Origin of the sequence: Gimesia alba, from assembly GCF_007744675.1 — a bacterium.
GTDB classification, from domain to species: domain Bacteria; phylum Planctomycetota; class Planctomycetia; order Planctomycetales; family Planctomycetaceae; genus Gimesia; species Gimesia alba.
Map to the genome: position 1 here is coordinate 2,242,471 of NZ_CP036269.1, position 25,583 is coordinate 2,268,053.

Consider the following 25,583-nt stretch of genomic DNA (forward strand, 5'->3'; position numbering starts at 1 on the left):
GCGGGATTCCTGAGGCTGTTTGTTACGCGTATCCCGTATTCACTTGAGCGGAGTGGCTCAAGTTATTGATTTATTGTTGTGAACGTAGTTTGCCAGTCACCTTCATGTGCTTACTTTGGCGGGTAGCTAGCATGACGGGTGACTGGCAACTTCGTGACTCCCGGTCAATAGCCTGAGCGAAACGGCGGGCACTTTTTTTCACTGTATAAACCTGCTAGGTAGCGTTTCTTAATTCGAATTGTCCTTACAAATGAGGATGAACCGGGGCTAACGCCCTTCGGCTAATAAGTCATTCCGGCTAGGAAATCACCAAAAACCGGATCAGCCGCACGGCGTTAGCCGCGGTTAAAACCGACCTGGGTCAGGTTGCGGTCCTGGGAATCACATTCGGAACTAATAAATAAAAACTACCAGGCAACCAGGCCTCGTTCAGCGAGCCTGAAATTTCCCGTTTGGTTGTGATCTACTTCTCAGCCGCTTCGCGACTCAATCGAGACAGGAAACACTCTGAGAGAACAGAAGTGGCGAAGCCTTTAAATGAAATAAGGCGAATTGGTGAGCAATTCTGTATCGGAAAACGTACTATGTTGCCCCAGTTTATCTTAATGCGTCCGGTCTGGAGTGGTATGCATCAGCTGACAAAACTCCTGCCACTCACTGTGATGGGCCATTCTGGCTTCAGCTACAGTACGGCAGATTAATTCGTCCATACGTTGTAATCGCCTGGCAAGAATGGTTGCTGCATTACAAGTGAGTTGATGGGCGAGTGTCACATGGGATTGAGCCAGACGATCGAAATCATCGCGAGGGAACTGAGCAACTTGAACCTCCGTTTTCGCAAGAACGGAGACGCGATGAGCAGCCGGAGCAAAAAAAGATAATTCACCAAAAATACTGGAAGGATCAAGCTGAGCCAGTTCTATTTCGCCGGCACCTTGCGTGATACCAATCACCCGGCATTGTCCCGATAATACAATCCATAAAGCACGATCAGAATGACCGGCTTGAAGGATGGTTGCTCCCGGTGAAAAGCTGTGAAATTGCAGGCGATCTGCAATCAATTGATGACATTGCGGTGTACATCCTCGAAAGAGATCGCTCTGAGACATAATTGATAAAACGGTCGACTGCATTGATCAATCCCGTCTAAGAAGTAATGGTAGAATCGTTCTTAATAGGCGCTTGCTAAGCTGGCATTAATCCAAACCAGAGAACTTATGTTACAAGTGTTGGGATTAAAATGCCAGATCTTGGAATTGAGGATTAGAAGTCAACTTGTGCGCGAACTGCCAGGATGTCGGCATTGCTGTTGTTGACAACAGGGCCGTTCACTGCAGGGCTACTGTTAAGAAATGCGTGGATGTAGTTGAATTGAAATTTGGTGTATTGATTGAGATACCAGTTGAGACCGAATGTGAGATCCGTCAAACGACCGCCCTGAATATCCTTATCGTTCAGATCAATGTAGGACCAGCGACCAGCTACTTCCCAGGCACCGCAGCCGCCGTCTCGATTATATGGATCGAGGGGAACAACACGCCCAAATACGCCACCTTTACGGTTATAGGCACGAGACTCTCCTGTGAGAAAATAGCCGAACTGGGCATAAGCCCCGGAAAACGAATTCGTTTGTCCGTTCCGCTGTCTGACATGGGAATACAGCACTTCCGATTGGGCATAGAAAGATCCAATAGCGTAGGCCAATTCAGCATTGAAGAGATTAAAGTTTTGAGTTGGGATCAGGCCTGTGTTCACAAAGGGGGGGACAAACGTGGGGACACCTACCGGGACTTGAGCGGCTCCACCGGTTTCTGAGACAAAGATTTCTGGTTGATTACGATACTGAAGCAGATTGTTTGCCGGATTGCCAAAGCTGTAACCCCCACCAATATGCAAGAGCCCGTTACCATCTCCGTTGTCGATCAACAAATGTGTCAAACGTGTCGCCAGACCATAACCTCCACTGTCACCCACGTTTCCACCATAGGTGTCGGTAGGAAATCGAAATCCGGAGAGTGCCCAGGTTGATTGTTCATCTTCTGAGTGGCCAAAGGTCATCGCACCGATTTGTCGGAATGGCAAAAAAGCAAAGGGGAGCGCCCGTTCAAGAAACGTGAGCTCTTTGACGCTTGTGAGTCCATCCATTCCAAAAGGCTGTCGATATTGCCCGATCCTCACGGTATTCGTTCCCAACGCTTCGCGCACTTCCAGCCACACATCCATGAAACTGGGGCGTCCGGGGAACGCGAAATCCATCTCAAGCATATACCCTACGTTCTCCCAGGCATCACCGGTGGCTGCCAGTCGGGCGCGACGAAAATCAGCGCCATCCTGTAAATCACCTACCGCCTGGATATTGCCGGTATCTTGATGAAACCAGACTGCATCGGCTTGAAAGAATCCCGTCAGGCGCGCGGTCGGATATTTGTTTCCGTTTGCAGGATCGTTGCTGAGGGGCGAAGGCAAATCTGAATCGTAGTCATCATCTTCTGATGTAATGGGTCCATTCGGGGATTGATTCATCAGTGTCTGTTGTGATCTCAATTCATCTATCTGCCTCTGCAGAGATTGAAGGTGGGAATGAACTCCGATTTCGTTTGGTTCCGGAGCAGGTGGTTGTGCCTGGCCCTCTGAAACAGATAGTGTCAACACGAATAACAGGGTCAGAAACCAGATCGAAATCGTTCGCAGAGACGGTAATTCGATGTCATTGCGCTTGTTGGGTGAGGCTGAGAAATATGGGGTCTCTTGAAAATCCGTTTCTTGGTTCATTACTTTTGTTTCCCTCAAAATCCTTTAATTGGTCAATGCTTTCAAGCAAAGCAACTCAGATACCAACTGGCGGGAGATTGGTTGTCACGCGTGTTCCACCTCACGAGTTTACGGAATACGGAGACTCAGTGGTCTGTATCGGATGAGAGCATGCCCAACGTGATAAAATCATTTAAGATTTTAAAAAACAGGATTTGGGTTAAAGAATCGTGCAATGATCTGCACACACTCTGCAAAAAGCTGCAGGGGTATTAGCCATGTGAGCCGGTTTGATTTTAGTCGATTGAGAAAATTTGAATTGAGGCATAGAATTGTTGTATCTATAGAGGCCTTATTACAGATCAAGTGATCGGCCTTTCATACCTCTCAAGCAAACCCCTGCCTCCCTTACACAAAACGATGTGTCTCTGATGCCGGGATGGGCTAAAATAGATCAGGGGCGGGAGACAGCAGATGTTTCATGTCTACGAAACACGAGTCAGTCGCGGATTTCAACTGGCCATTGGAGGTTTGGCGTTATTAAGCCTGACCGCGCTGGTTGTTACGTTTTGGATTCTAGCCGACTTTCAGCGCGAGCAGGAAATCGTGGCGAAGATCATTCGAGATCTACCCGACAGTGATCTGGCCGTCGCACGAGAGCTCGCGGGTGAACTCCGTTTCCAATCTCAATTATCGATTTTGCTTGTCTTGAATATTATCGCGACCGGAATTGCGGTTGTATTACTGGTGCGGGCTTATCTGAACAGCGAACGTTCCCTCCGTGAAGTCAAAGTACTGGCAAGTGATGTGCTCGCCAGCATGGATCAGGGGGTGCTGACCACGGACCGCAAAGAGATCATTACCAGTATCAATCCACGGGGCCGCCAACTGCTTGGCCTGGAGGGGACCGTGATTGGGCGCCCTCTGTCTGATGTGGGAACAGAACACACTCTATTATGCGTGATTTGCAGCCATGTTAACGCACATCACTCCCCCGTCAGAGATTGCGATTATACTATTACAAGCCAGGGACATGAGCAAACTCTTCGCGCAGGTTGCAGCCTGCTGAGAAATGAGCGTCAGGAAGAACTGGGAACTGTGCTCCATGTACGCGATGTCACCGAGCGGGCACTCATGGAACAAAGGCTGCGGCGGATGGAACGGTATGCGGGGCTGGGGTCGCTGGCGACGGGGCTTCAGCATGAGATCAAGAATCCTCTCAGTGCCTTGTCACTCCATGTTCAACTGCTTGACGAAGCACTTGTGGAACAGTCTTCTACAAAAGAAATTGATGAAATGCTGGGAGTCATTCGAACTGAGATCACCCGATTGGCTGCCGTGTTGGAAGGGTTTCGTGATTATGCATCCATGTCAGAACCGGGGCGTTCTGCCGTTGATCTGTCTGCCTTGATCAAGAAACTGGTGCGGTTCATTGGGCCACAGGCTGAACAGCAGCAGGTGAAGATTGAAGTCCATCTACCCGAAGAAAAGCTTCCTGCCATGCAGGCAGATTCAGTTCACATTGATCAAGTACTGCTCAATCTTGCATTAAATGCCCTACAGGCAATGCCTGACTCGGGTACATTGTCTATCAGTCTGAGCCGAAAAGGAGACTGGTATCGAATTGATGTCAGCGATACCGGAAAAGGGATTCCGATCGAGTTTCGCGAGCGAATCTTTGATCCATATTTTACGACACGAAATGAGGGTACCGGCATGGGACTTGCTCTATGTGAAAAGATTGTGCGTCAACATGATGGTACAATTGAACTAACCACAGGAACGAGCGGAACCACTTTCACTGTTTTATTACCTCTAAGTGAGTAGTTATGCAATCAGACGGTTTTGGGATTTTGATAATTGATGATGAGCCAAACATTCGCTCTGGCCTTGCCAAAGGGTTAGCCAGAGAAGCGGATGTTGTGGAAACCGCCAATGATGGAGAAGAGGGGCTGGCTCGGTTCCAGGAAGGTTTTTTTCAATTGGTGATTGCAGATGTCCGCCTGCCGGGTGAAATGGACGGGTTAGAGCTGATCCAGCAGATGCTGCGTAGTCGTCCGCAAACCACAGCCATTATCATCACAGCACACGGAACGGTCGAAACGGCTGTCAAAGCGATGAGGCTGGGCGCATTCGATTTCATTACCAAACCTTTAGATCTGAACCTGATTCGTCATCAGGTCCGCAAAGCGCGAGAGCATCACCGCCTGCAGATCGAAAATCGTGAGCTGCGTAATCGTCTTGTAAATGCAGGCGAAGTTTCGAACATCATTGGCAATTGCGCTGCCATGCACGACGTGTTTCAGCAAATTCGCCAGGTCGCGGCGACTGATGCCACGGTTCTGATTCAGGGAGAGAGCGGGACAGGGAAAGAGCTCATCGCCCGGGCACTGCATGACCTGAGTAATCGGAGCAGTGGTCCGTTTGTCGCCGTCAATCTGGGAGCGATGCCCGAGACACTTCTCGAAAGTGAATTATTCGGCCATGAGAAAGGATCTTTCAGCGGTGCCACACGACAAAAGCCCGGCTGCTTCGAACAGGCCCAGGGTGGTTCACTGTTTCTGGATGAAGTCACAGAGATGCCGGCCAAAAGTCAGGTCGATCTGTTGCGGGTTCTGGAGACGCAACAGTTTATGCGCGTGGGTGGGGAAGAGGTGATGAAAAGTGATGCGCGCATCATTTCTGCAACCAATAAATCAGTTGAGCCATTAATTGAAGAGGGGACATTCCGCGAGGATTTGTTCTATCGGCTAAATGTCATTCCAATTCATGTTCCGGCATTGCGCGAACGCCGGGATGATATCCCTTTGCTGGTCGAACATTTTCTGACTCATTTCTGTCAGCGTCACAATCGACCTCATAAGAAAATCTCCCCTGAAGCAATGCAGAAGCTGGTCAGTGCGCGCTGGCCCGGGAATGTTCGCCAACTTCGTAATGTGATCGAAAGATTGGTTGTCACTCTGCCGGGCGATGTGATACATGCTACGGATTTACCTGACGACCTGAATCCAGCCATTTCATCTTCAAGTGAACCCTTAAAAACCTTAGCCGAAGTCACAGAAGACGCAGAGAAAGCAGCGATCTCGGCTGCCCTGGCTGTTTGTGATTACCATCGTGAAAAAACCGCAAAAATGCTCGGAGTCAGTGTCCGCACACTGCACTACAAAATGAGTCGTTACGGGCTCCATTAGGCACACAGAATTCTTTGAATCTGTTTCGAGACAACTTCCTGTCAGCCCGAAGTTCAGCTCGCACGTGCATTGCTGGTTGATTTAATATCAACCAAAGTGGCCTGCTTCCTATTGAACAGGTTGACTGAGGGCGACTCTCTCTGATCCGGGAAATGCTAGTCTACACTGAATAACAAGCGTTCATTCGTGGCATTGCTTCCGCTTCTGGGGCGTGTTATAAATTAATGTGTGTTTTAGTTCGTGTTGATGAATCGAGCAACTTGAGCTGCGGAGAACGTAGGAAAGTGCAAGTAAAAACTATGATGACATCGTCGTATTATCTGTCAGTGCGCAACATGACAGTCTTGTTGGCGTTCGTGACACTGTTGTTGAGTCCGGAGATTTCTCGTGCGGCTGAGCCTCTGGAATATAATCGTGACATTCGCCCTATACTGGCAGATCATTGCTTTGCCTGTCATGGTGCGGACAGTGCGGCTCGTAAAGCGGACTTGCGACTGGATCAGCGTGAAGCGGCAATGGAATCAGGTGCAATCGTTGAAGGGAAGCCTGATGAAAGCGAATTGATCGCACGTATTCTGAGTGATGATCCCGATCTGGTGATGCCTCCACATGCGTCGAAAAATCCCCTTACCGAAGACCAGAAGGCTGCTTTGAAACAGTGGGTTGCTGGAGGGGCGAATTATCAACCCCACTGGTCTTTTATCACACCGAAGCGATCCAGCTTGCCAATTGTCAAGAATAAGGCCTGGAGTAAGAATGCCATTGATCGTTTTGTATTGGCTCGGCTGGAAGCCAACGGACTGTCGCCGGCACCAGAAGCCGACGCGTCAACATTATTTCGTCGGTTGCATCTCGACATCACGGGGCTTCCACCGGCTCCCGTAGAAGTCACGCAGTTTGTAGCCGATTATCGTCAGCGAAAAGATGCTGCTCTTTCGGAATGGATTGATCGATTAATGTCAACGACAGCCTGGGGAGAACACCGGGCTCGTTACTGGCTGGATGCGGCGCGTTATGGTGACACTCATGGTTTGCACTTTGATAACTATCGTGAAATGTGGATTTATCGTGACTGGGTCATTCGCGCCTTTAACAGGAATCTGCCCTTTGACCAGTTCACAGTGGAACAACTGGCAGGAGACCTGCTACCCGATCCAACGACGGACCAGCTGATAGCGACCGGGTTTCAACGGTGCAATATCACCACAAACGAAGGGGGCACAATCGATGAGGAAAATCTGGCAAATTATGCCTCTGACCGTGTACAGACATTTGGCTGGGTCTACCTTGGTTTAACAACCAACTGTGCTCAGTGTCATGATCACAAGTTTGACCCGCTCACGATGAAAGACTATTACTCGCTGGCCGCCTTCTTCCGAAATACAACACAAGGTCCCAAAGATGGAAACGTGGCCGATGGCCGCGGCCCTTCTATAATGGTCCCTTCCGCCGAGGATCAGCCACGCTGGAATGTGCTGCCCGATGAAATCGCATCAGCAAAACAGAAACGCGAGGCACGCAAAAAAGACGCGCGCTCCGATTTCAAGAAGTGGTTGGACTCAGTGACGCCCGATTCGATCGGTCAGGACATTCCCAATGATCAGCTCGTATTGCATCTGCCACTCAATGAAGGGCAGGGGAAGGAACTGCAAGCGATCGGTCTGAAAGAATCACTCATTCAGGTGGGAAAACTGAATTGGGACAAGAATGGTCAGTCAGGTCCGACTCCCGTGATTACATCCGGGGCGACGTTGGAAGTGGGGAGTGTTGGTGATTTCGATCGAAATCACGCTTTCAGTTATGGTGCCTGGGTGAAGACAGCGCGCAAGGATGCCCAGGCAGGCATCCTTGCGAAAATGGATGTGAAAGCCGCTTATCGTGGCTGGGACCTGTGGCAGAACGGCCAGTCATTCGGTACCCACATTATTGATGCCTGGCCCGGAAACGCTCTGAAAGTCGTTACGCGCAACAGAGTGGTGAAACCGGGAAAATGGCAGCATGTCTTCGTGACCTATGATGGCTCTGGCAAACCTGCCGGCGTAAAGATATTTGTGGATGGACGGGAAGAGCCGATTCGTGTCGAACAGCAGTCTCTCAAAGCAGACGCTTCGATTCGCACGCCCACCCCCTTACGTGTTGGCCAGAGGAGTGAAGGGGCTATCTTTGAAGGGGGCGCTGTTCAGGATGTCCGCCTTTATGATCGGCAACTTAGTGGCAATGAAGTTACCGCGATTGCTGAGAATTCTTCGATGCAGAAACTGCTTTCGATCGCTGCAGAGAAACGAACACCTCAGCAGGCAGCGAAGTTGTATCAATATTACCTTGCAAATCACGATGCTGATTATCCTAAATTAGCTGCCTCGGTAGTCCGACTGGAAGCAGAACAGGCCGCGATTCGTTCTCGCAGCCCGGTGACCCACATTCAGAAAGAAAAACCGAATTCCCCCGCGATGGCTCACATATTGATGCGTGGTGCCTACGATAAACCAGGTGACCAGGTCTCCGCCGCACCCCCTGCATCTCTGCATGCCATGCCAGCCGGAGCTGCGTCCAATCGACTGGGACTGGCGCAATGGGTGGTCGATTCCCAAAATCCACTGACGGCACGTGTGACTGTGAATCGGTTCTGGCAGGAAGTTTTCGGACAGGGAATTGTCTCAACGGCGGAAGATTTTGGAATCATGGGGGCACCTCCCAGCCACCCGGATCTGTTGGACTGGCTCGCGGTTGAGTTTCAGGAAAAGGGCTGGGACGTGAAACAGTTATTTAAACTGATGTTGATGAGCGCAACCTATCGACAGGCGGCAATCACCACGCCCGAAAAGTTAGAAAAGGATCGAGATAATTTTCTGTTGTCTCGTGGCCCACGTTTTCGAATGGATGCCGAAATGGTTCGTGATTACTCTTTGGCAGCGAGCGGTCTGTTGTCGAAAAAGATGTACGGCCCCGGAATAAAACCATATCAACCCGAAGGAATTTGGGACATTGTCGGGCTCCCCGAAGGCAATACACGGATCTATGTGCAAGACAAGGGCGAAAACCTTTATCGCCGATCGATTTACACTTTCTGGAAACGAATGGCACCTCCGCCAAATCTGGAAACGTTTAACGCGCCCAGCCGAGAAGTCTGTACGGTTCGGCGCGAAAGAACGAATACGCCGCTTCAGGCATTGGTGACATTAAACGATCCGCAGTTTGTTGAAGCGGCCCGAAATCTGGCACAGGAAGCGGTTCTCAACGGAGGGGATCAGTTTGAAGAGCGAGTGCAATTTGTGGCACAGCGTTTATTGGCTCGAAATCTGCGACCAGAAGAGCAGGCGATCGCCCAATCATCATTTGACGATTTAGCCGCCTATTATACGTCACATATTGAAGACGCAAAAAAACTGATTTCAGTCGGCGATTCAAAACCAGCTGAGCAGGTTGATGTGGCGACACTCGCTGCCTGGACAATGCTGGTCAACGAACTGATGAATCTGGATGAAACATTAAATAAATAACCAGTCTGATGCACTTTCATTTGAGGTGCAGGATGACTGTATTGGTTAACTATGGGGTTCTGAATATGAACATCTTTGAAGACTTTCATCAACTGGAAACACGTCGTCATTTTTTTGCTCGCGGGCGACATCTGCTGGGGGGGGCGGCTCTGGCTTCATTGCTCGGCAATTCAGCAAAAGCAACGACTGAAAGCCAACCGGTGGGAAGTCATTTTCCCCCTAAGGCAAAGCGGGTGATCTATCTGCACATGGTGGGAGGTCCTTCGCAGATGGATCTGTTCGACTATAAGCCGGTCATGCAGAAATTCTACGACAAAGATCTTCCCGACTCAGTTCGTATGGGGCAGCGTCTGACAACGATGACCAGCGGCCAGAAACGATTTCCCATTGCTCCCTCAAAATACAAATTCAGCCCGGCTGGTGAGTGTGGCATGTGGATGAATACCGAGCTCCTGCCTAACTTGGCAAAGAAGGCCGACGAAATCTGCTGGATGCGCAGCCTGCATACCGAGGCCATCAATCACGAACCTGCCATCGCAGCGATGCAGACGGGAAATCAAGTCCCCGGTCGCCCCTGTCTGGGGGCATGGGCTTCCTATGGACTGGGATCCGACAACGAAAATCTGCCTGCATTTGTGGTATTGGTCGCAACTCCCTCCAACCGCGAGCAGGAACAGGCGATTTCATCTCGACTTTGGAGTGCCGGTTACCTGCCCGGCGTGCATTCCGGAGTCTCGTTTCGCAGTAAGGGGGATCCGATTCTCTATATCAATAATCCTCCTGGTGTTCCCGATGCCATCAGAAAGAAAACGATTGATGGGCTCAACGCACTCAACGAACTGAATTATCAGGCATTAGGTGATCCGGAAACGCACACGCGGATTCGCCAGTATGAAATGGCATTCCGCATGCAGGCAAGTGTTCCGGAATTGACCGACCTCAGCAGTGAATCCGAAAGTACGTTTAAACTCTACGGTGAAGCCGCCAAAAAACCAGGTACCTTCGCTAACACCGCTTTAATGACGCGGCGGCTCGCAGAGCGGGGCGTGCGGTTCATTCAGGTTTATCACAATAACTGGGATCATCATTCCAACGTGGGAGGACGCATGCTTTCTCAATGTAAAGACGTTGATCAACCCTGTTTTGCATTGCTCGAAGACCTCAAGCAACGCGGTATGTTGGACGACACTTTGGTGATCTGGGGCGGCGAGTTCGGTCGAACAATTTATTCACAGGGAAGTTTGTCCAAAGAGAATTACGGCCGTGATCATCATCCCCGCTGTTTCAGTATGTGGATGGCAGGTGGCGGCGCAAAGGGCGGTGCCATCTATGGAGAGACCGACGATTTCTCATATAACATCGTGAAAGATCCATTGCACATTCACGACTTCCATGCGACCGTGCTCCAACTGCTCGGCTTTGATCATGAGAAATTCACCTATAAGTTCCAGGGACTCGATCAAAGACTGACAGGCGTCGAACCTGCTCACGTGGTGAAAGAACTCATTTCTTAAGGTTAGACGTAGGAATTTGAAAATCTGAGAGAATGATAGACTGAATGCAGCCTCTCATTTCCAAATCGCGTCAGGTCAGAATGTCTTTGACGACAGTTCCGTGCACGTCGGTAAGACGGTAATCGCGACCCTGGAATCGGTAAGTCAGACGCTCGTGGTTGATGCCGAGGCAGTGCAGGATGGTGGCGTGAAAGTCGTGCACGTGAACTGGATTTTCGGTGATGTTATAGCAGTAATCATCGGTTTGCCCGTAGGTGATACCGGGTTTGATACCACCCCCCGCCATCCAGATTGAAAAACATCGCGGGTGATGATCTCGGCCAAACGATTTCGGATTACCTTGCGAATAGACCGTACGGCCAAATTCGCCGCCCCAGATCACGAGTGTTTCATCCAGCATGCCGCGCTGTTTTAAATCAGCAATCAAGGCAGCAGATCCCTGATCGGTCTGCTTGGCCAGAGTCGGCAGGTACTTTTGGACATTGCTATGGTGATCCCAGCCACGGTGAAACACTTGAATAAAGCGGACGCCGCGTTCGGCCAGTCTTCTTGCAAGCAGACAATTGGCTGCGTGAGTTCCCGGCTCCTTCACGTCGTCGCCATACAGTTCGAGCGTGCTGGCCGACTCATTGGAGATATCGGCAAGTTCCGGAACCGAGGTCTGCATGCGGTATGCCATTTCATATTGCGCGATCCGAGCGGTGATCTCAGGGTCGCCAACTTCTTGCTCACGTATCTGATTGAGCCTTGCCAGACGGTCCAACATCACTCGGCGCTGAGAATCATTTCCGCCGGCTGGATCGCTCAGGTAGAGAACTGGATCACCCTGGCTACGGAATTTGACACCTTGATATTTCGACGATAAAAAGCCACTACCCCACAACCGGTCATACAGGGGCTGTGCCTGATGGAACGAATTTTTACTAAGCAATACGACAAACGAGGGAAGATTTTCCGTCTCGCTTCCCAGGCCGTAACTGAGCCAGGCTCCGATACTGGGACGTCCCGGTTGCTGATGTCCTGATTGAAAGAACGTGATCGCGGGATCATGATTGATGGCTTCGGTGTGCATGGAATTAATCACGCAAATATCATCGGCCACGTTTCCCATATGCGGTAACAGATCACTCAGCCACGTACCCGATTCACCATGCTGTCGAAAGTTCCAGGGTGATTTGACAACAGGGAATTTCTTCTGTCCTGCAGTCATACCCGTCAGTCGCTGTCCTTTGCGAATGCTGTCAGGCAATTCGCTCATGTGCAGTTTGTCGAGAGACGGTTTGTGAGCGAGCAGGTCGACTTGGGAAGGCGCGCCTGACTGCAGCAGATAGATGACCCGCTTGGCTTTGGGAGCAAAATGCGGAATACCTGGCAGACCGCCGACGCGTGATGCATCGCTGGTTGTTTCTTTCGAAAACAGGTCCCGATTGAGCAACGACGCCAGGGCTGCCACACCAATGCCGGTGCTCGAGCGTCCAAAAAATTGGCGCCGGTTTACCTGTAATTGCATTTCAGACAAGGGATCGAGCATCGTTTTATTCCTTCGTAATCGCTTCGTCCAGATTGAGAAACACGCGGGTCAGACTGGTGAAAGCCGCCAGCTTTGCTGGATTGAATTTTGTATCTGAGGCTGAATCACCCACCTGTAGCAGACGAAGTGCGGCTGCCTGATCATTGGCGTAAAACTTCAAATCGGTTTCATAAGCTTCGCGGAACAGAGCCAGTTCAGAATCACTGGGTTGTCGCGCCGTGACCAGTCGAAATCCATATTTGATCTGTTCATCAACCGTCGTGCCCCCTTCAGACAGCATCCGCTCGGCCAGCTTGCGGGCTGCTTCGACGAATTGGGGACCATTCAACAGCAGTAATGCTTGTAACGGCGTATTGGTTCGTGACCGACGAATCGTACAGAATTCCCGTTCCGGGGCATCGAGTGTTTTCAGCATGGGAGAAGGGACCGTCCGCTTCCAGAATGTGTAAAGACTCCGTCGATAGAGATCCTCCCCCGTTCCTTGTGGATACGCTTTGGAGTAATTCGGCCGGTTATTCAATTCGAGCCAAAGGCCTTTCGGCTGATACGGGTAGACGCTTTTTCCGCCCAGCCGTTCCACAAGTAATCCACTGGTGACTAACGTGGCATCGCGAATTTCTTCGGCAGACAGTCGCATTCTGGGGCCACGAGCGAGAAGTCGATTTTCCGGGTCTTGTTTATAGGCTGCCGCACCGACATGTGAAGTTTGCCGATAGGTAGCGGAATTCAAAATCAACCGCTGCATCTGTTTGATGTCCCAGCCACTGCGAATAAATTCCAAGGCGAGCCAGTCCAATAATTCCGGATGGCTGGGTAATTCACCCTGAACTCCAAAATCTTCAGACGTTTTCACTAATCCCAACCCGAAGATGCGTTGCCAGTAGCGATTGATGGCAACACGTGCCGTGAGTGGATGATCGGGAGCAACCAGCCACTCGGCGAAGCCCAGACGATTCTTTGCTGCCGTTTTGGGCATCGGCGGGAAAATCGCGGGAACATTAGGGCTGACCTGATCGCGGGGTTCATTGTATTGCCCGCGGTCGAGAAGATACGTGGCGCGTGGCTGAGCCATGTCCTGCATGATCATGGTTTCCGGGATCGCCGCCATTTTCTGTTTTTCGAGTTCCGCGATGCGTTGCTTGAGTTCCTGCCTGGGATTGTGATGCGCGAGGAAATATTCACGCAATTGTTTCTGTTCGTTGGCGGAGCGGAGATTTCGTTTTTTCGCAGCAATCTGTCGAATGTCGGCAGGAATACCGTGCAACTGCAGATTTTGGGGTGCGTCGCCCGTGATGGAAAAGCGGGGACGCCCCACACCGTGTGTCGCAAAACCGGCGTCGTGACGCAGTCGAAACTGCAATTCGGTGCCACCCTCAAAGCCGAAAGGGGAGGCCGCGATGAACATGGCCGTCGCGGGAAGTTTGCGCGTCGGTCCGTCTACTGCCCAACCGTTGTTGCCGGCCACACTCCCATCAATGGCTTTGGCGATTTCATAATTAGCCTGTGAATAGTCGGCGATTGCGCGGGTAAACTTCACGGTTTGCTGCTGTGAGGGATCTGCGATAGAAACCGCCGTTAGTTCAAATTCGCTCAGAACAAAATTAGAATTGCTGTGACGACCTGGGCCACCGCCGGGAAGCGACTCATGTGTGAGCGCTTCCAGTCGGACGGCGGTCAGATTGGTTGCATCAGTTTTCGCGGTGATCTCGTAGACATCTTTTTGAGGATTCGCCCCGCTGGTCAGAATGGACTTGTCGGCGAGCTTCGTAAGAGTCGTTCCACCGGATGATTTCATGGTCAGTGGTTCAATCACCGTCCAGCCATGTTCCGGCTGTGTGGAGATCTGCTCTGACCATGAATTCAAATGCTGGGCGATGTTAATCGGTTTCTTCAGCTCAGTCTTCAGTCGCGTCAGTTCGACGTCAAAATTTTGCTGCGATGCTGTCGCAAGCGGCGAAGGAATACGTTGTTTGGGAGCAAATCCTCGCATGCCTCGTTCTGGTACCTGATTGAAAAACGCATACAACTGATAGAACTCTTTTTGAGAGATCGGATCGAATTTATGTTCATGACAGCGAGCACAGCCGATGGTAAGTGCGAGCCAGACTTCACCCGTCGTAACCAGCCGGTCCATGACATACTCGGTCCGATACTCTTCATCAATGATGCCGCCCTCGATGGTGATGCCGTGGTTTCGGTTGAAGCCGGTTGCCAGTCGTTGCTGATCGGTGGCGGCTGGCAACAAGTCGCCGGCAAGCTGTTCGATTGTGAATTCGTTGAACGGTTTATTTGTGTTATACGCATTGATGACCCAGTCCCGCCAGATCCATTGTTCTCGCTCGGTATCATATTGATAACCGTTGCTGTCGGCATAGCGGGCCAGGTCAAGCCAGTGCCGCGCCATGTGTTCGCCGTAGGCAGGAGAGGCAAGATAGTAATCGACCATCGTTGTATACGCGTCCGGAGATTGATCGGAAAGAAACTTGTCGATCTCTTTAAGCGTGGGAGGCAGGCCAGTCAAATCAAAGGCCACACGTCGAATTAAGGTTTCACGTTTTGCTTCGCGTGCGGGTTGTAATCCTTCGCGTTCTAATCGTGCAAGTACGAAATGGTCTATGTTGTTCTTTGCCCAGGATGAATTCTGAGTCTTGGGGATCGCCGGTTGTTTCGGTGCGACAAAGGCCCAATGTGCTTCGTATTCTGCTCCTTGTTCGATCCATGTTTTCAGAATGGCAATCTGTTTTGCGTTCAGTGGATTCGGCCCATCAGCGGGAGGCATACGCTCATTTTCATCTTGTGTCGTGATGCGATGAATCAGTTCGCTCGATTGCACTTTACCGGGTGTGATTACCCTCTTGCCTGAGTCTGCTTTGCCGATTGCTGATTCTCGCTGATCCAATCGCAGGTCTGCTGCACGGGTTGCCGAATCGGGGCCGTGACACGTAAAACAATGATTTGAGAGAATCGGCAGGACATCGCGATTGAATTCGATTGTTTCTTCTGCAGCAGCAACGCAGGTCAATAGCGTTGCCGGCAAAGCGATCAAAATCATCTTGATTGCGTTCACGATAGATATCCTTTGAGCAGCATTGAAAACCAAAAATGGTTTGATCTATAAATCGGAACTCTTGATCCCAATATATCAGGGGTTTTGGGAAGATGGTAGCGAAAGTCGATTGCTTTCACTGAACGTTAGAAATGCAACACGGGACCATTCAGCAGTCTGCATTCATCTTTGACTTGAAAAGCCTTGACAATTGTCTTCATGCAAACTTACTATCTAAGTAACGATCATTCATTTGGGACCCACCTGTTCTCCTCGTGCTGCGATGTCGCAGTTTCGGTATTTCTTGAGACGCACCAGGATCGTTAATTGTGTTCAGATTTTAAGGACATAATTGAGTATGCGCATGCTTCCTCGCTCCGTTTTCTTATTGTGGTCGAGTTTTCTCGCTCTGACAATCAATGTCTGTCTGGCTGGAAATGATCAGGCTAAACACGACGCCGCTTCGAAAACGAAAATTGATTTCAGCCGTGATATTCGACCAATTCTTTCTGAAAACTGCTTTCATTGCCATGGTCCCGACACGAAACATCGCGAAGGTGATCTTCGGCTAGACCTGGAAGAAGCGGCGAAAGCAGATTCGATTGTTCCCGGGCATTCGGATCAGAGTGAATTTTACAAACGGATCAGCAGCACTGATGCGGATCTTCAAATGCCTCCCGCTGATTCAAATAAAAAATTGACTGCCGAGCAGAGAGAGTTGCTCAAACGCTGGATTGATGAGGGAGCTGAATGGACCAGTCACTGGGCGTTTCTCGCTCCAGAAAAATCATCATTACCAGCAGTCAAAAACAACCAGTGGGTACGCAATCCCATCGATCAGTTTGTTTTGGCACAAATAGAATCTCAACAGTTGCAGCCTTCAAGAGAAGCCAGCCGTCGTACTTTGATTCGCCGACTGACATTTGATTTGACGGGGCTGCCGCCCACCATTCCGGAGATTAACAATTTTCTGAATGATGAATCTCCTAACGCCTATGAAAAACTGGTTGACCGTCTGCTAAGTTCAAAACAGTACGGCGAGCGAATGGCTCTGATGTGGCTGGATGCGGCCCGTTATGGTGATACGAGCGTGTATCATGCAGATGGGCCACGCGATATGTGGGCCTGGCGCGATCGCATCGTGCAGATGTATAACGAAAATATTCCCTTTGACCAGTTTTCAACAGAACAACTGGCGGGAGATTTGCTTCCCAATGCAACGCCATTGCAAATGGTGTCTTCCGGATTTAATCGGAATAACGGGACAACTGATGAAGGAGGCCTGATTCCGGAAGAGTACCGCGTTGAGTACGCTGTCGATAGGGTGAAAACGACGTCCACGGTCTGGTTAGGACTCAGCATGGAATGCGCTCAATGCCATGAGCATAAATATGATCCTATTTCACATGAGGACTATTACCGCTTCTTCGGTTTTTTCAATATCAGCGCTGACGCCGGTAGTCAGACACGAAATGGAAATGCTAAACCGACGGTGGCACTGGTTGATCCGGAAAAACAAAAGAAACTGCCGGATATACGAGAGAGAATCAAAGAAAACCAGCAGCAGATCGCCGCTCGTCAAAAGTCAGCTGAGCCTCAGTTTACAGCCTGGTTGGCGGCGAAAGAAAAAGCACAACATGCAGCGCCTTCACAGATTGAGGGACAGATCCTGCAGTTCAGGCTCGATGAAGGCAAAGGAACCAAGGTTGTCGATCAAGTGGATCAGAATCGCAAAGGAACCATTCATGGTAAGGCTGACTGGGTGAAGTCTCCTTACGATCAGGGGCTGCATTTTGATGGCAAAACCTATGTCGATCTGGGGAACGTGTGTGATTTTGAACGGACCGATTCATTTTCCTATGGCGGCTGGATTAATCTCGACCCGAAAGGATCTGGCGCGCTTTTAGCAAAAATGGATGATGCCAACAGTTATCGCGGGTACGATATCCTCATCTCCGGCGAACAAATATCGGTACATATCATCAATACGTGGCCTACGAATGCGATTAAGGTAACGACCAAGAAAAAACTCAAACCTTCAACCTGGCAGCATGTGTTGGTGACCTATGATGGTTCATCCAAAGCGATGGGCGTGAAAATCTATGTCGATGGTCAATTGTGGGACTGGAAGATCGAGCAGGATCGCTTAACGGAATCCATTCGCACACCCAAAACGTTACTGATTGGCAGCCGGCACCCCAGCTCTCGTTTAAAGGGGACTATCGATGAAGTTTCTGTCTTTAATCGTGTGCTCAGTCAATCTGAAGTGGAGACACTGACAAAGCAACTTCCGATTACGACCATCCTGGCTGTGTCTCCTGAGAAACGAACGGCAGAGCAACAGCAGCAGTTGCGTAATTACTATCTGGAACGGGAAGACGCAGAATATATCGCGTTGCTCAAGAAAAAGCAGGAATTGAAAGCAGAGGAGACAGAACTTCTCAAACCGCTGACGACGGTCATGATCATGGGGGACATGCCCAAGCCTCGCGACACATTTATCCTCTCCCGTGGTGCTTATGATGCTCCCACCAAACAGAAAGTCGAACCAGGTACACCGGCGGTTTTGCCTCCGATGCCGAAAGGCGCCCCCAAAAATCGCCTGGGCTTGGCGAAATGGCTCTTTGCAGACAATCATCCTCTTACCGCTCGCGTCACTGTGAACCGGTATTGGCAAATGTTATTTGGGACTGGGCTGGTTACGACACCCGAAGATTTCGGTTCACAGGGCGCGTTCCCCAGTCATCCGCAATTGCTGGACTGGCTGGCCGTCGATTTCAAAGAATCGGGCTGGGATGTGAAACGGATGCTTAAACAAATTGTGATGTCTGCTACATATCGGCAGTCATCGGATGTATCGCGGGCAGACTATTTGCGGGACCCAGCAAACAGACTACTGGCCCGCGGTGCGCGTTTTCGCTTACAGGGAGAAATGATCCGCGATAGCGCGCTCGACATCAGTGGATTGCTTAATCCCCAAATGGGAGGTCCGGGAGTAAAACCGTATCAGCCACCCGGACTCTGGAAAGAAGTGGGATTGGGGGGAAATCCCAAATTCGTGCAGGATCACGGCGAGAAACTGTATCGCCGCAGCTTATATACCTACTGGAAACGATCTGCGCCCCCTCCGTCGATGCAGATCTTTGATGCACCAACACGGGAAAAGTGTACGATCCGACGGCCACGTACAAATACGCCTCTGCAGGCATTGGTCACGATGAATGATGTCCAGTACGTCGAAGCGGCCCGTCACCTTGCAGAACGAATGTTGAAAGAAGGGGGAGCAACCAATGCCGAACAGGTTGGTTATGCCTTTTTACTGGCAACGGCCAGAGAGCCTCGATCAACAGAAAGAGAAGTACTTCTGGATGTTTATGCTGAAAGTCTGAAGCACTATCAGACCAATTTAAAAGCGGCAGAAGAACTGCTTCAAGTTGGTGAATCACCCCGCGATAAAAATTTGAATGTCGCGCAACTGGCAGCCTGGACGGTGGTCGCCAACATGATTTTAAATTTAGACGAAACTTTAACTCGTGAGTAAATCGCAATGAATCCTCTGGAAGAATACCAGCGACAGTTAACGCGTCGACAATTGTTATCACGCTCTCGTGGATGCCTGGGCGCAACAGCGCTTGCTACATTATTGGGAGACGTTCCTAAACTATCTGCTGCCGGCCCAACAAACCCGGATCAACGAGGTTTGCCGGGACTGCCTCATTTTGCCCCCAAAGCGAAACGGGTGATTTATCTCTTTATGGCCGGTGGTCCCAGTCATATCGACCTGTTTGACTACAAACCGGAACTGAAGAAGATTCACGGGAAAGAGCTGCCTGAGTCGGTTCGCAAGGGACAACGACTCACGGGAATGACCAGCGGTCAGAAATCGTTTCCTTGTGTGGCGCCCATGTTCAATTTCAAACGTTACGGCGAACGGGGAACCTGGATCAATGGAGACATCCTGCCGCATACCGCATTGATTGCGGATGACATTGCGATTATCAGGACTATGAATACGGAAGCCATCAACCATGATCCCGCGATTACGTATATTAATACGGGAACCCAGCAGTTGGGACGTCCCAGTTTTGGCGCGTGGCTGAGTTATGGATTAGGCAGTCCAAACAAAGATTTGCCCGCTTATGTGGTGATGATTTCTGTCGGTAATGCACCAGGGCAAGCACTCTATTCGCGGCTTTGGAGCAGTGGCAACTTGCCTTCTCGCCATCAGGGGGTTCAGTTTCGTAGTGCCGGAGATCCCGTTTTGTTTCTGTCCGATCCCAAAGGATTGGACAGAGGTCTGCGTCGTAAAATGCTGGATGGACTGGCGAAAATCAATGCGGAAAAATCACAGCTTTCAGGCGATCCGGAAATTGAAGCACGCATTGCGCAATACGAAATGGCGTATCGGATGCAAACCTCGGTACCAGGCTTGATGGACCTGAGTGGAGAAACGAAAGCCACATTTGAAATGTACGGCCCCGATTCAGAGAAAAAAGGAACGTTCGCTGCAAACTGCATTTTAGCGCGTCGGATGGCGGAACGCGGCGTCCCTTTCATTCAACTCTTCCAGCGTGGCTGGGATCAGCACGGGAATCTGCCCAAAGCAATTCGCAATAATTGTGATAAGGTGGATCAGCCCGCAGCCGCCCTGGTGAAAGATTTGAAACAACGGGGATTGTTGGACGATACCGTTGTCATCTTTGGTGGCGAATTCGGCCGTACGATTTATAGTCAGGGAACATTGACGAAAGACAATCACGGCCGTGACCATCACGGTCGCTGTTTCTCAACCTGGGTTGCCGGCGGCGGATTTAAGCCGGGCATCGATTACGGCGAGACCGACGATCATTGCTATAACATCGTCAGAGATCCGGTACACATTAACGATTTAAACGCCAGCGTTCTGCATTGCCTGGGAATCGATCACAATCGCTTTACGGTGAAATATCAGGGGCTCGATCTCAAACTCACTGGCGTCGATGGTGCCCAGGTTGTTAAAGGGCTACTGTCTTAGGTAATCGATTAAATACAAGAATGCCGTCAGAATAGCTTGAAAACCTTGACTTTAACTGTTTGATTCGGGTAAAGTAAACTTTAGAAAAAACCTGCACCGCTGTATCAATCTTCATCGTGATTTGATCGTTGAAGATCTCGCCTACGTCAATTTGACGCTGAAAATCAATCCGAGAGAACAGAGGGAAGTCATCGTGTATCGCCTGGGCCGATTCAGTCTGTTTGCTCTCAGCTATCTGGTTATAGTTGTGACATCTGCTTGGGCTGAGCTTCCGAATCCGGTTCTGAAGTCGGTATTCCCTCCAGGAGCACAGTCAGGTAGTCTGATTGAAGTGACCGTATCTGGTACGGGGTTGGATGACGTAGCACGATTGATTTGCAGTCAGCCTGACATCAACACAGAGAAGATTGCGAAGAATCGATTCCGCGTCAAAATTCCCCAAAGTGTGCCAGAGGGTGTCTACGATTTACGGGTGCTCTGTCGAAATGGCTTGAGTTCACCGAGAACCTTCTTTGTCGGGAATCGGTCGGAATTACTCGAAAGTGAACCCAACGAAACGGTTCCCGCTGCGCAAACCACTCTGCTTGATGTTTCCGTCAATGGTCGGATTGAAAAAAAGGGGGACGTTGATTGTTTTCAATTCTCGGCCGCGCAGGGACAACGCGTTGTAATCGAGTGTTGGGCAGATCGAATCGATTCAAGCCTGCGCGCGATATTGGAAGTCTATGATTCCCGGGGACGGCGGCTGGCCGTGAATCGAGGCTTTTCAGGAATCGATCCATTAATCAATTTTAAGGTGCCTGTAGATGGTACCTATTTCGTGAAGGTATTTGATCTCGTTTATTCGGGCAGCTCTGACCATTTCTACCGACTTGATATCGATACCGGCCCTCGTATGTTATTTTCCGTTCCTGCAGTCATTCAGCGCGGGGCGACCTCACAGGTTTCGATTTATGGCTGGAACCTGGGAAGTCTCAAAAATCATTCGAAGCAGGAGATCGCCAGTAACAACTCTCTGAATGCTGATAGACGACGTTTGGAATTAGGCGACGTCAAAACTGAGACTGAGTCACAGGACACTCAGAATCTGTCAAGTACGGATTATGAATTAGAGAAGATCGACGTCACAATTACAGCTCCCACAGAAAATGAAGTGAGACCATTCCCCATTCGACAGCGGAGCGAACAAGCTGACGTGGATGGATTTGCGTTTCATTTAGATCATTGTCACGCACCGCTATTCATCGGTTTGACGGATGTGCCGGTCCTTCAGGAAAACAAATCACATCAGACACCTGAAACAGCTCAGGAAGTTTTCTGCCCCTCTGAAGTCAGTGGTCAGCTGATTGCAGGGAATGAGAGAGACTGGTATGCCATTCAAGCTAAGCGTGGAGAAGTGCTCTGGTTGGATGCGTTCGGGCAACGGATCAATTCTCCCGTTGATCTCGATATCAGCGTGTTAGATGCGTCGGCAAAGAAGACATTGAAACAGTTTCGTGATGAAGTAAAAAATATTGCGGGGAAGAAATATCCTGTCAACCATCTTGATCCTGCCGGGAAATGGGTTGTGCCGGAAGAGGGTCGGTATGTGATCATGGTTCGGAATCTGCGTGGCGGCCTGACGGAGGATCAGCGGCGTGTCTACCGACTCAGCATCAGACGTCAGGTCCCCGAATTCCACCTGGCGGCCATTTCTCATCAGGAAACGCCTGCAGCTTTGAACCTACAGCGCGGTGGTCGCGCCGTTTTGGATGTGATTGCGCTACGGAAACGAGGAATGAACGACTCGATTCGAGTGAGCGCCGGCAATCTACCGCAAGGAATTCATTGTCCTGATATCTGGTTGGGACCGGGGGAGGATCGGGGATTACTCACGATTACCGCGGATGAACATGCCGTACCCTATTGGGGAGATCTGACTCTTAATGGGTTTTCTGATCAGGCTGGAACCAGGAAAGTCCACGGCGGGACGATCGTGCGAACAGACATTCCCAATGGTTCCAGTCGACTTACGACTAAAATTCCTCTGGCGGTGACAGACGACGCACCGTTTCAAATTTCCGCGGAGAGACAGCAAGTACGAAAGCATATTCTGTTTGGTGAATTAGAGCTTCGTCACGCTCCCGGCTCTGTTCTCGATATCGCGGTTCATCTTGATCGACGTGACCTTAGCGAGAATGAACCGGTACATCTCGTGGGAGCGAGCCTGCCTGGTATGATTCAGAATCAGACCGCTACGATTCCGGCCGGAAAAAACAAAGGGTATCTCAGTTTTTATTTACCACCCTATCTACCGGTGGGGCAGTATACGATTACCGTCCAGACGCAAGCCTTAGTCGGAAAGAAGCCAATTGTTGTATTTAGTAATCCTGTGACGTTTGACGTTAAACCGGCCACGTTTGTTGTAGCCGTCGATACTTCAGCGCCCCAAAAGATTCGCCGCGGAGAAACGATCCAGGTGAAGTATTCTGCGAAACGAATTAATGGTTTCATAAATAAGATTCACACCGAACTCGAAGCCGCCGATAAATTAGAAGGGCTGCGCGTACGGGGAGTGACTTTTGTCGGGCAAACTGAGCAGGGAACGCTCCAGATTATCGCGAACGACGATGCACCTTTAGGAAAACAGCCTTCCATACGATTGTTTGCTGTCGGGGTTGTAGAAGATCAGCCAATCTATCATGGAAGCTGTTTTCTCGATCTGGAGATTACAGAGTAGACTTTTCATTAGCGAATCGAATTCACATGTGCCGTTTGAATCATAACTTGAATTTAGCAGTCCGGAATCGACTGGTTGCCTGGCTGATGATCGCTCTGTTGATGGTTTGTAGTCACGATCTGCAGGCTGCTGAGAACTCAAATCAAGCAAAACCGGCTCAATTGGAACAGAAGGTCCACTTTCTCACCGATGTCGTTCCACTGCTCACCAAGCTCAACTGTAATAGCGGCGGTTGTCATGGAAAGTCGACGGGCCAGAATGGCTTCAAGATTTCTTTACTGGGTTTCGAACCGGAATTAGATTATTCGGCAATGACTTTGCAATCACGGGGCCGACGAATTTTTCCCGCAGACCCCGATCGGAGCCTGCTGTTACTAAAGGCCATCGGTAGAGTTCCGCATGGCGGAGGCAAGTTGCTGGAATACGATTCTGATGATTATAAAGTACTTCGTAACTGGATTCTTCAAGGTGCGCCAGGGCCAGATCCCAATGCGCCGGTTCTCGTCAGTATCAATGTCTCACCGCGTGACCAGGCTTTAAAACGAAATTCCAGTCTGAATTTAAAAGTGGTTGCTCAATTCTCTGATGGGAAACAACGCGATGTTTCCCGGCAGGCAGTTTACGAATCAAATTACCCCGAGATTGCTGGTGTGGATAAGGAAGGAGTTGTCACAACTCAGTCCCGTGGTGGGTTATTTGCCGTAATGGCCCGGTTTGGAGATCAGATTTCCGTGTTTCAAGGAGTTGTGCCTTACGGCTCTTCAGAAAACACTGTTGAAGAAATGGATTTATCTGACAGGAAACTCTCGAAAATTGACCAGCTCTTAGTGGCACAATGGAAAAAACTGGGAATCACCCCGTCGCCCCCCACTGATGACGCAACATTCATCCGGCGTGTGACGCTCGATATCTGCGGTACGTTGCCAACGGCTGATGAAGTGACGACTTATCTGGAAGACACAAGACCCCAAAAACGTCAAAGGCTCATCAATCGATTACTGGAACGCCCCGAATACGCCAGTTATTTTGCTTTGAAATGGGCCGATATTTTACAGAATCGGGGAAGTGGTTATTCAACCAGGAAACAACGCGCGGGTACCATGTTATTCTCCGCCTGGATCCGGGATTCTATTGCCTCCAATAAGCCCTACGATCAGTTTGTTTCTGAAATTCTCACCGCGACAGGCAGTCAGGCAGAAAACCCACCTGCCATCTGGTACCGTTCCGTTCGCAATACGACCAGTTATGTGGAATCAGTGGCGCAGGCATTTTTGGGTGTGCGAATTCAATGTGCCCAATGTCACCATCATCCAGCCGAACGCTGGAGTCAGGACGATTATTATTCATTCGCTGCCAATTTCAGTCGTGTGGGACGTAAGGGGGGATTTGCCGATGCAGAGGTTCCTACGAATGAAATCATTTACCTCAAAAATGAAGGGGAAGTTCGTAATCCACGTACCAGCGAAATCATGCAACCTCGTCCCCTAGGGGGACCGGATTTTGCAGTCTCTCGTTTTGACGATCCCCGTCAGAGTTTAGCAGAATGGATGACCAGTCCGGAAAATCCGTTTTTTGCGCGTACGATGGTCAATCGAATGTGGGGACACTTTTTCGGACGTGGAATCATTCACCCCATTGACGATGCACGCAGTTCGAATCCGCCCACTAATCCAGCACTGATCGAAGCGCTGGCTAAAGATTTTTCAGCCAATGGCTATGACGTGAAAAGGTTGATTCGTTTGATTACCAACTCCCATGCGTATCAACTCAGTTCCGTTCCCAATCAGACGAATTCAGAAGATACACAATGCTTTGCCCGATATTATCCGAAACGGCTCTCAGCCGAGATTCTTCTGGATGGTATCAGTCAGGTTCTGGATGTTCCGACCATCTTTCCTGGTGGACCGGGGCAATTTCCGGAAGGAATGCGGGCGGTGAATCTACCTGATGAAAATGTGCGAATCAATTTTCTGGATGTATTCGGGCGTCCGTCCCGGACTTCGGCTTGTGAATGCGAACGAACCGATGCTCCCGCTTTGTCACAGGCGCTGGAACTGGTCAATTCGAAAGAGATCCAGCGCAAACTGACAGATAAAAACGGCTATGTCGAGAAGCTCGGAGCGAATACCAAACCTCATTCTGAAAACATTCGCGACATTTTCCTGCGGACATTGTCGCGCAATCCGCGTGCGGCTGAAGAAGCAATGGCCGTTGAGTATTTGAAATCGGAGAAAAGCCGACAGGAAGGCTATCGTTCCCTGTTATGGGCTTTATTGGCTACCAACGAGTTTATGATGAATCATTGATCGCACAGGCG

General features: G+C 50.1%; 12 protein-coding genes. 8 read left to right on the forward strand and 4 right to left on the reverse strand.

Translation table 11 applies throughout. From position 1 onward, the window contains the following. Positions 1-602: 602 nt before the first annotated feature. Together Pan241w_RS08435 and Pan241w_RS08440 are read right to left on the reverse strand one after the other, a co-directional pair. The gene (locus tag Pan241w_RS08435; RefSeq protein WP_145213750.1) at positions 603-1,133 is read right to left on the reverse strand and encodes a cyclic nucleotide-binding domain-containing protein; all 531 of its coding nucleotides are present in this window, start codon (positions 1,131-1,133) and stop codon (positions 603-605) included. Positions 1,134-1,263: 130 nt separating this feature from the next. Continuing rightward, positions 1,264-2,772, reverse strand: a complete 1,509-nt coding sequence (locus tag Pan241w_RS08440; RefSeq protein WP_232107388.1) for an OprO/OprP family phosphate-selective porin — start codon at positions 2,770-2,772, stop codon at positions 1,264-1,266. A gap of 453 nt (positions 2,773-3,225) precedes the next feature. Between Pan241w_RS08440 and Pan241w_RS08445 the strand changes: the two genes are divergently transcribed. From Pan241w_RS08445 to Pan241w_RS08460, 4 genes are all read left to right on the forward strand, one after another. Next, the gene (locus Pan241w_RS08445) at positions 3,226-4,578 is read left to right on the forward strand and encodes a two-component system sensor histidine kinase NtrB (protein ID WP_145213754.1); all 1,353 of its coding nucleotides are present in this window, start codon (positions 3,226-3,228) and stop codon (positions 4,576-4,578) included. Between the two features lie 2 nt (positions 4,579-4,580). After that, a complete protein-coding gene (locus tag Pan241w_RS08450; RefSeq protein WP_145213757.1) occupies positions 4,581-5,942 on the forward strand; it encodes a sigma-54-dependent transcriptional regulator in 1,362 nt (453 codons plus the stop codon). Positions 5,943-6,241: 299 nt separating this feature from the next. Then, on the forward strand, positions 6,242-9,442 hold the full coding sequence (locus Pan241w_RS08455) for a DUF1553 domain-containing protein (protein WP_145213761.1): 3,201 nt from the start codon (positions 6,242-6,244) through the stop codon (positions 9,440-9,442). A gap of 65 nt (positions 9,443-9,507) precedes the next feature. Then, a complete protein-coding gene (locus Pan241w_RS08460; protein WP_145213764.1) occupies positions 9,508-10,956 on the forward strand; it encodes a DUF1501 domain-containing protein in 1,449 nt (482 codons plus the stop codon). Between the two features lie 70 nt (positions 10,957-11,026). Here Pan241w_RS08460 and Pan241w_RS08465 read toward each other — a convergent pair whose 3' ends face one another. Together Pan241w_RS08465 and Pan241w_RS08470 are read right to left on the reverse strand one after the other, a co-directional pair. After that, positions 11,027-12,487 (reverse strand): DUF1501 domain-containing protein, encoded by a 1,461-nt coding sequence (locus Pan241w_RS08465; RefSeq protein WP_145213765.1) that lies wholly within the window; start codon positions 12,485-12,487, stop codon positions 11,027-11,029. A gap of 4 nt (positions 12,488-12,491) precedes the next feature. After that, a complete protein-coding gene (locus Pan241w_RS08470) occupies positions 12,492-15,554 on the reverse strand; it encodes a PSD1 and planctomycete cytochrome C domain-containing protein (protein ID WP_145213770.1) in 3,063 nt (1,020 codons plus the stop codon). A 337-nt stretch (positions 15,555-15,891) separates the two neighbouring features. On the opposite strand from Pan241w_RS08470, the gene Pan241w_RS08475 reads away from it, so the two are divergent. The 4 genes from Pan241w_RS08475 (at position 15,892) to Pan241w_RS08490 (ending at position 25,572) form a co-directional block, all read left to right on the forward strand. Beyond that, positions 15,892-19,074, forward strand: a complete 3,183-nt coding sequence (locus tag Pan241w_RS08475) for a DUF1553 domain-containing protein (RefSeq protein ID WP_145213774.1) — start codon at positions 15,892-15,894, stop codon at positions 19,072-19,074. Positions 19,075-19,080: 6 nt separating this feature from the next. Next, on the forward strand, positions 19,081-20,547 hold the full coding sequence (locus Pan241w_RS08480) for a DUF1501 domain-containing protein (RefSeq protein WP_145213777.1): 1,467 nt from the start codon (positions 19,081-19,083) through the stop codon (positions 20,545-20,547). Between the two features lie 193 nt (positions 20,548-20,740). Then, the gene (locus Pan241w_RS08485) at positions 20,741-23,266 is read left to right on the forward strand and encodes a PPC domain-containing protein (protein ID WP_198000408.1); all 2,526 of its coding nucleotides are present in this window, start codon (positions 20,741-20,743) and stop codon (positions 23,264-23,266) included. A gap of 47 nt (positions 23,267-23,313) precedes the next feature. Next, a complete protein-coding gene (locus Pan241w_RS08490; RefSeq protein ID WP_198000409.1) occupies positions 23,314-25,572 on the forward strand; it encodes a DUF1549 and DUF1553 domain-containing protein in 2,259 nt (752 codons plus the stop codon). Positions 25,573-25,583: the final 11 nt, after the last annotated feature.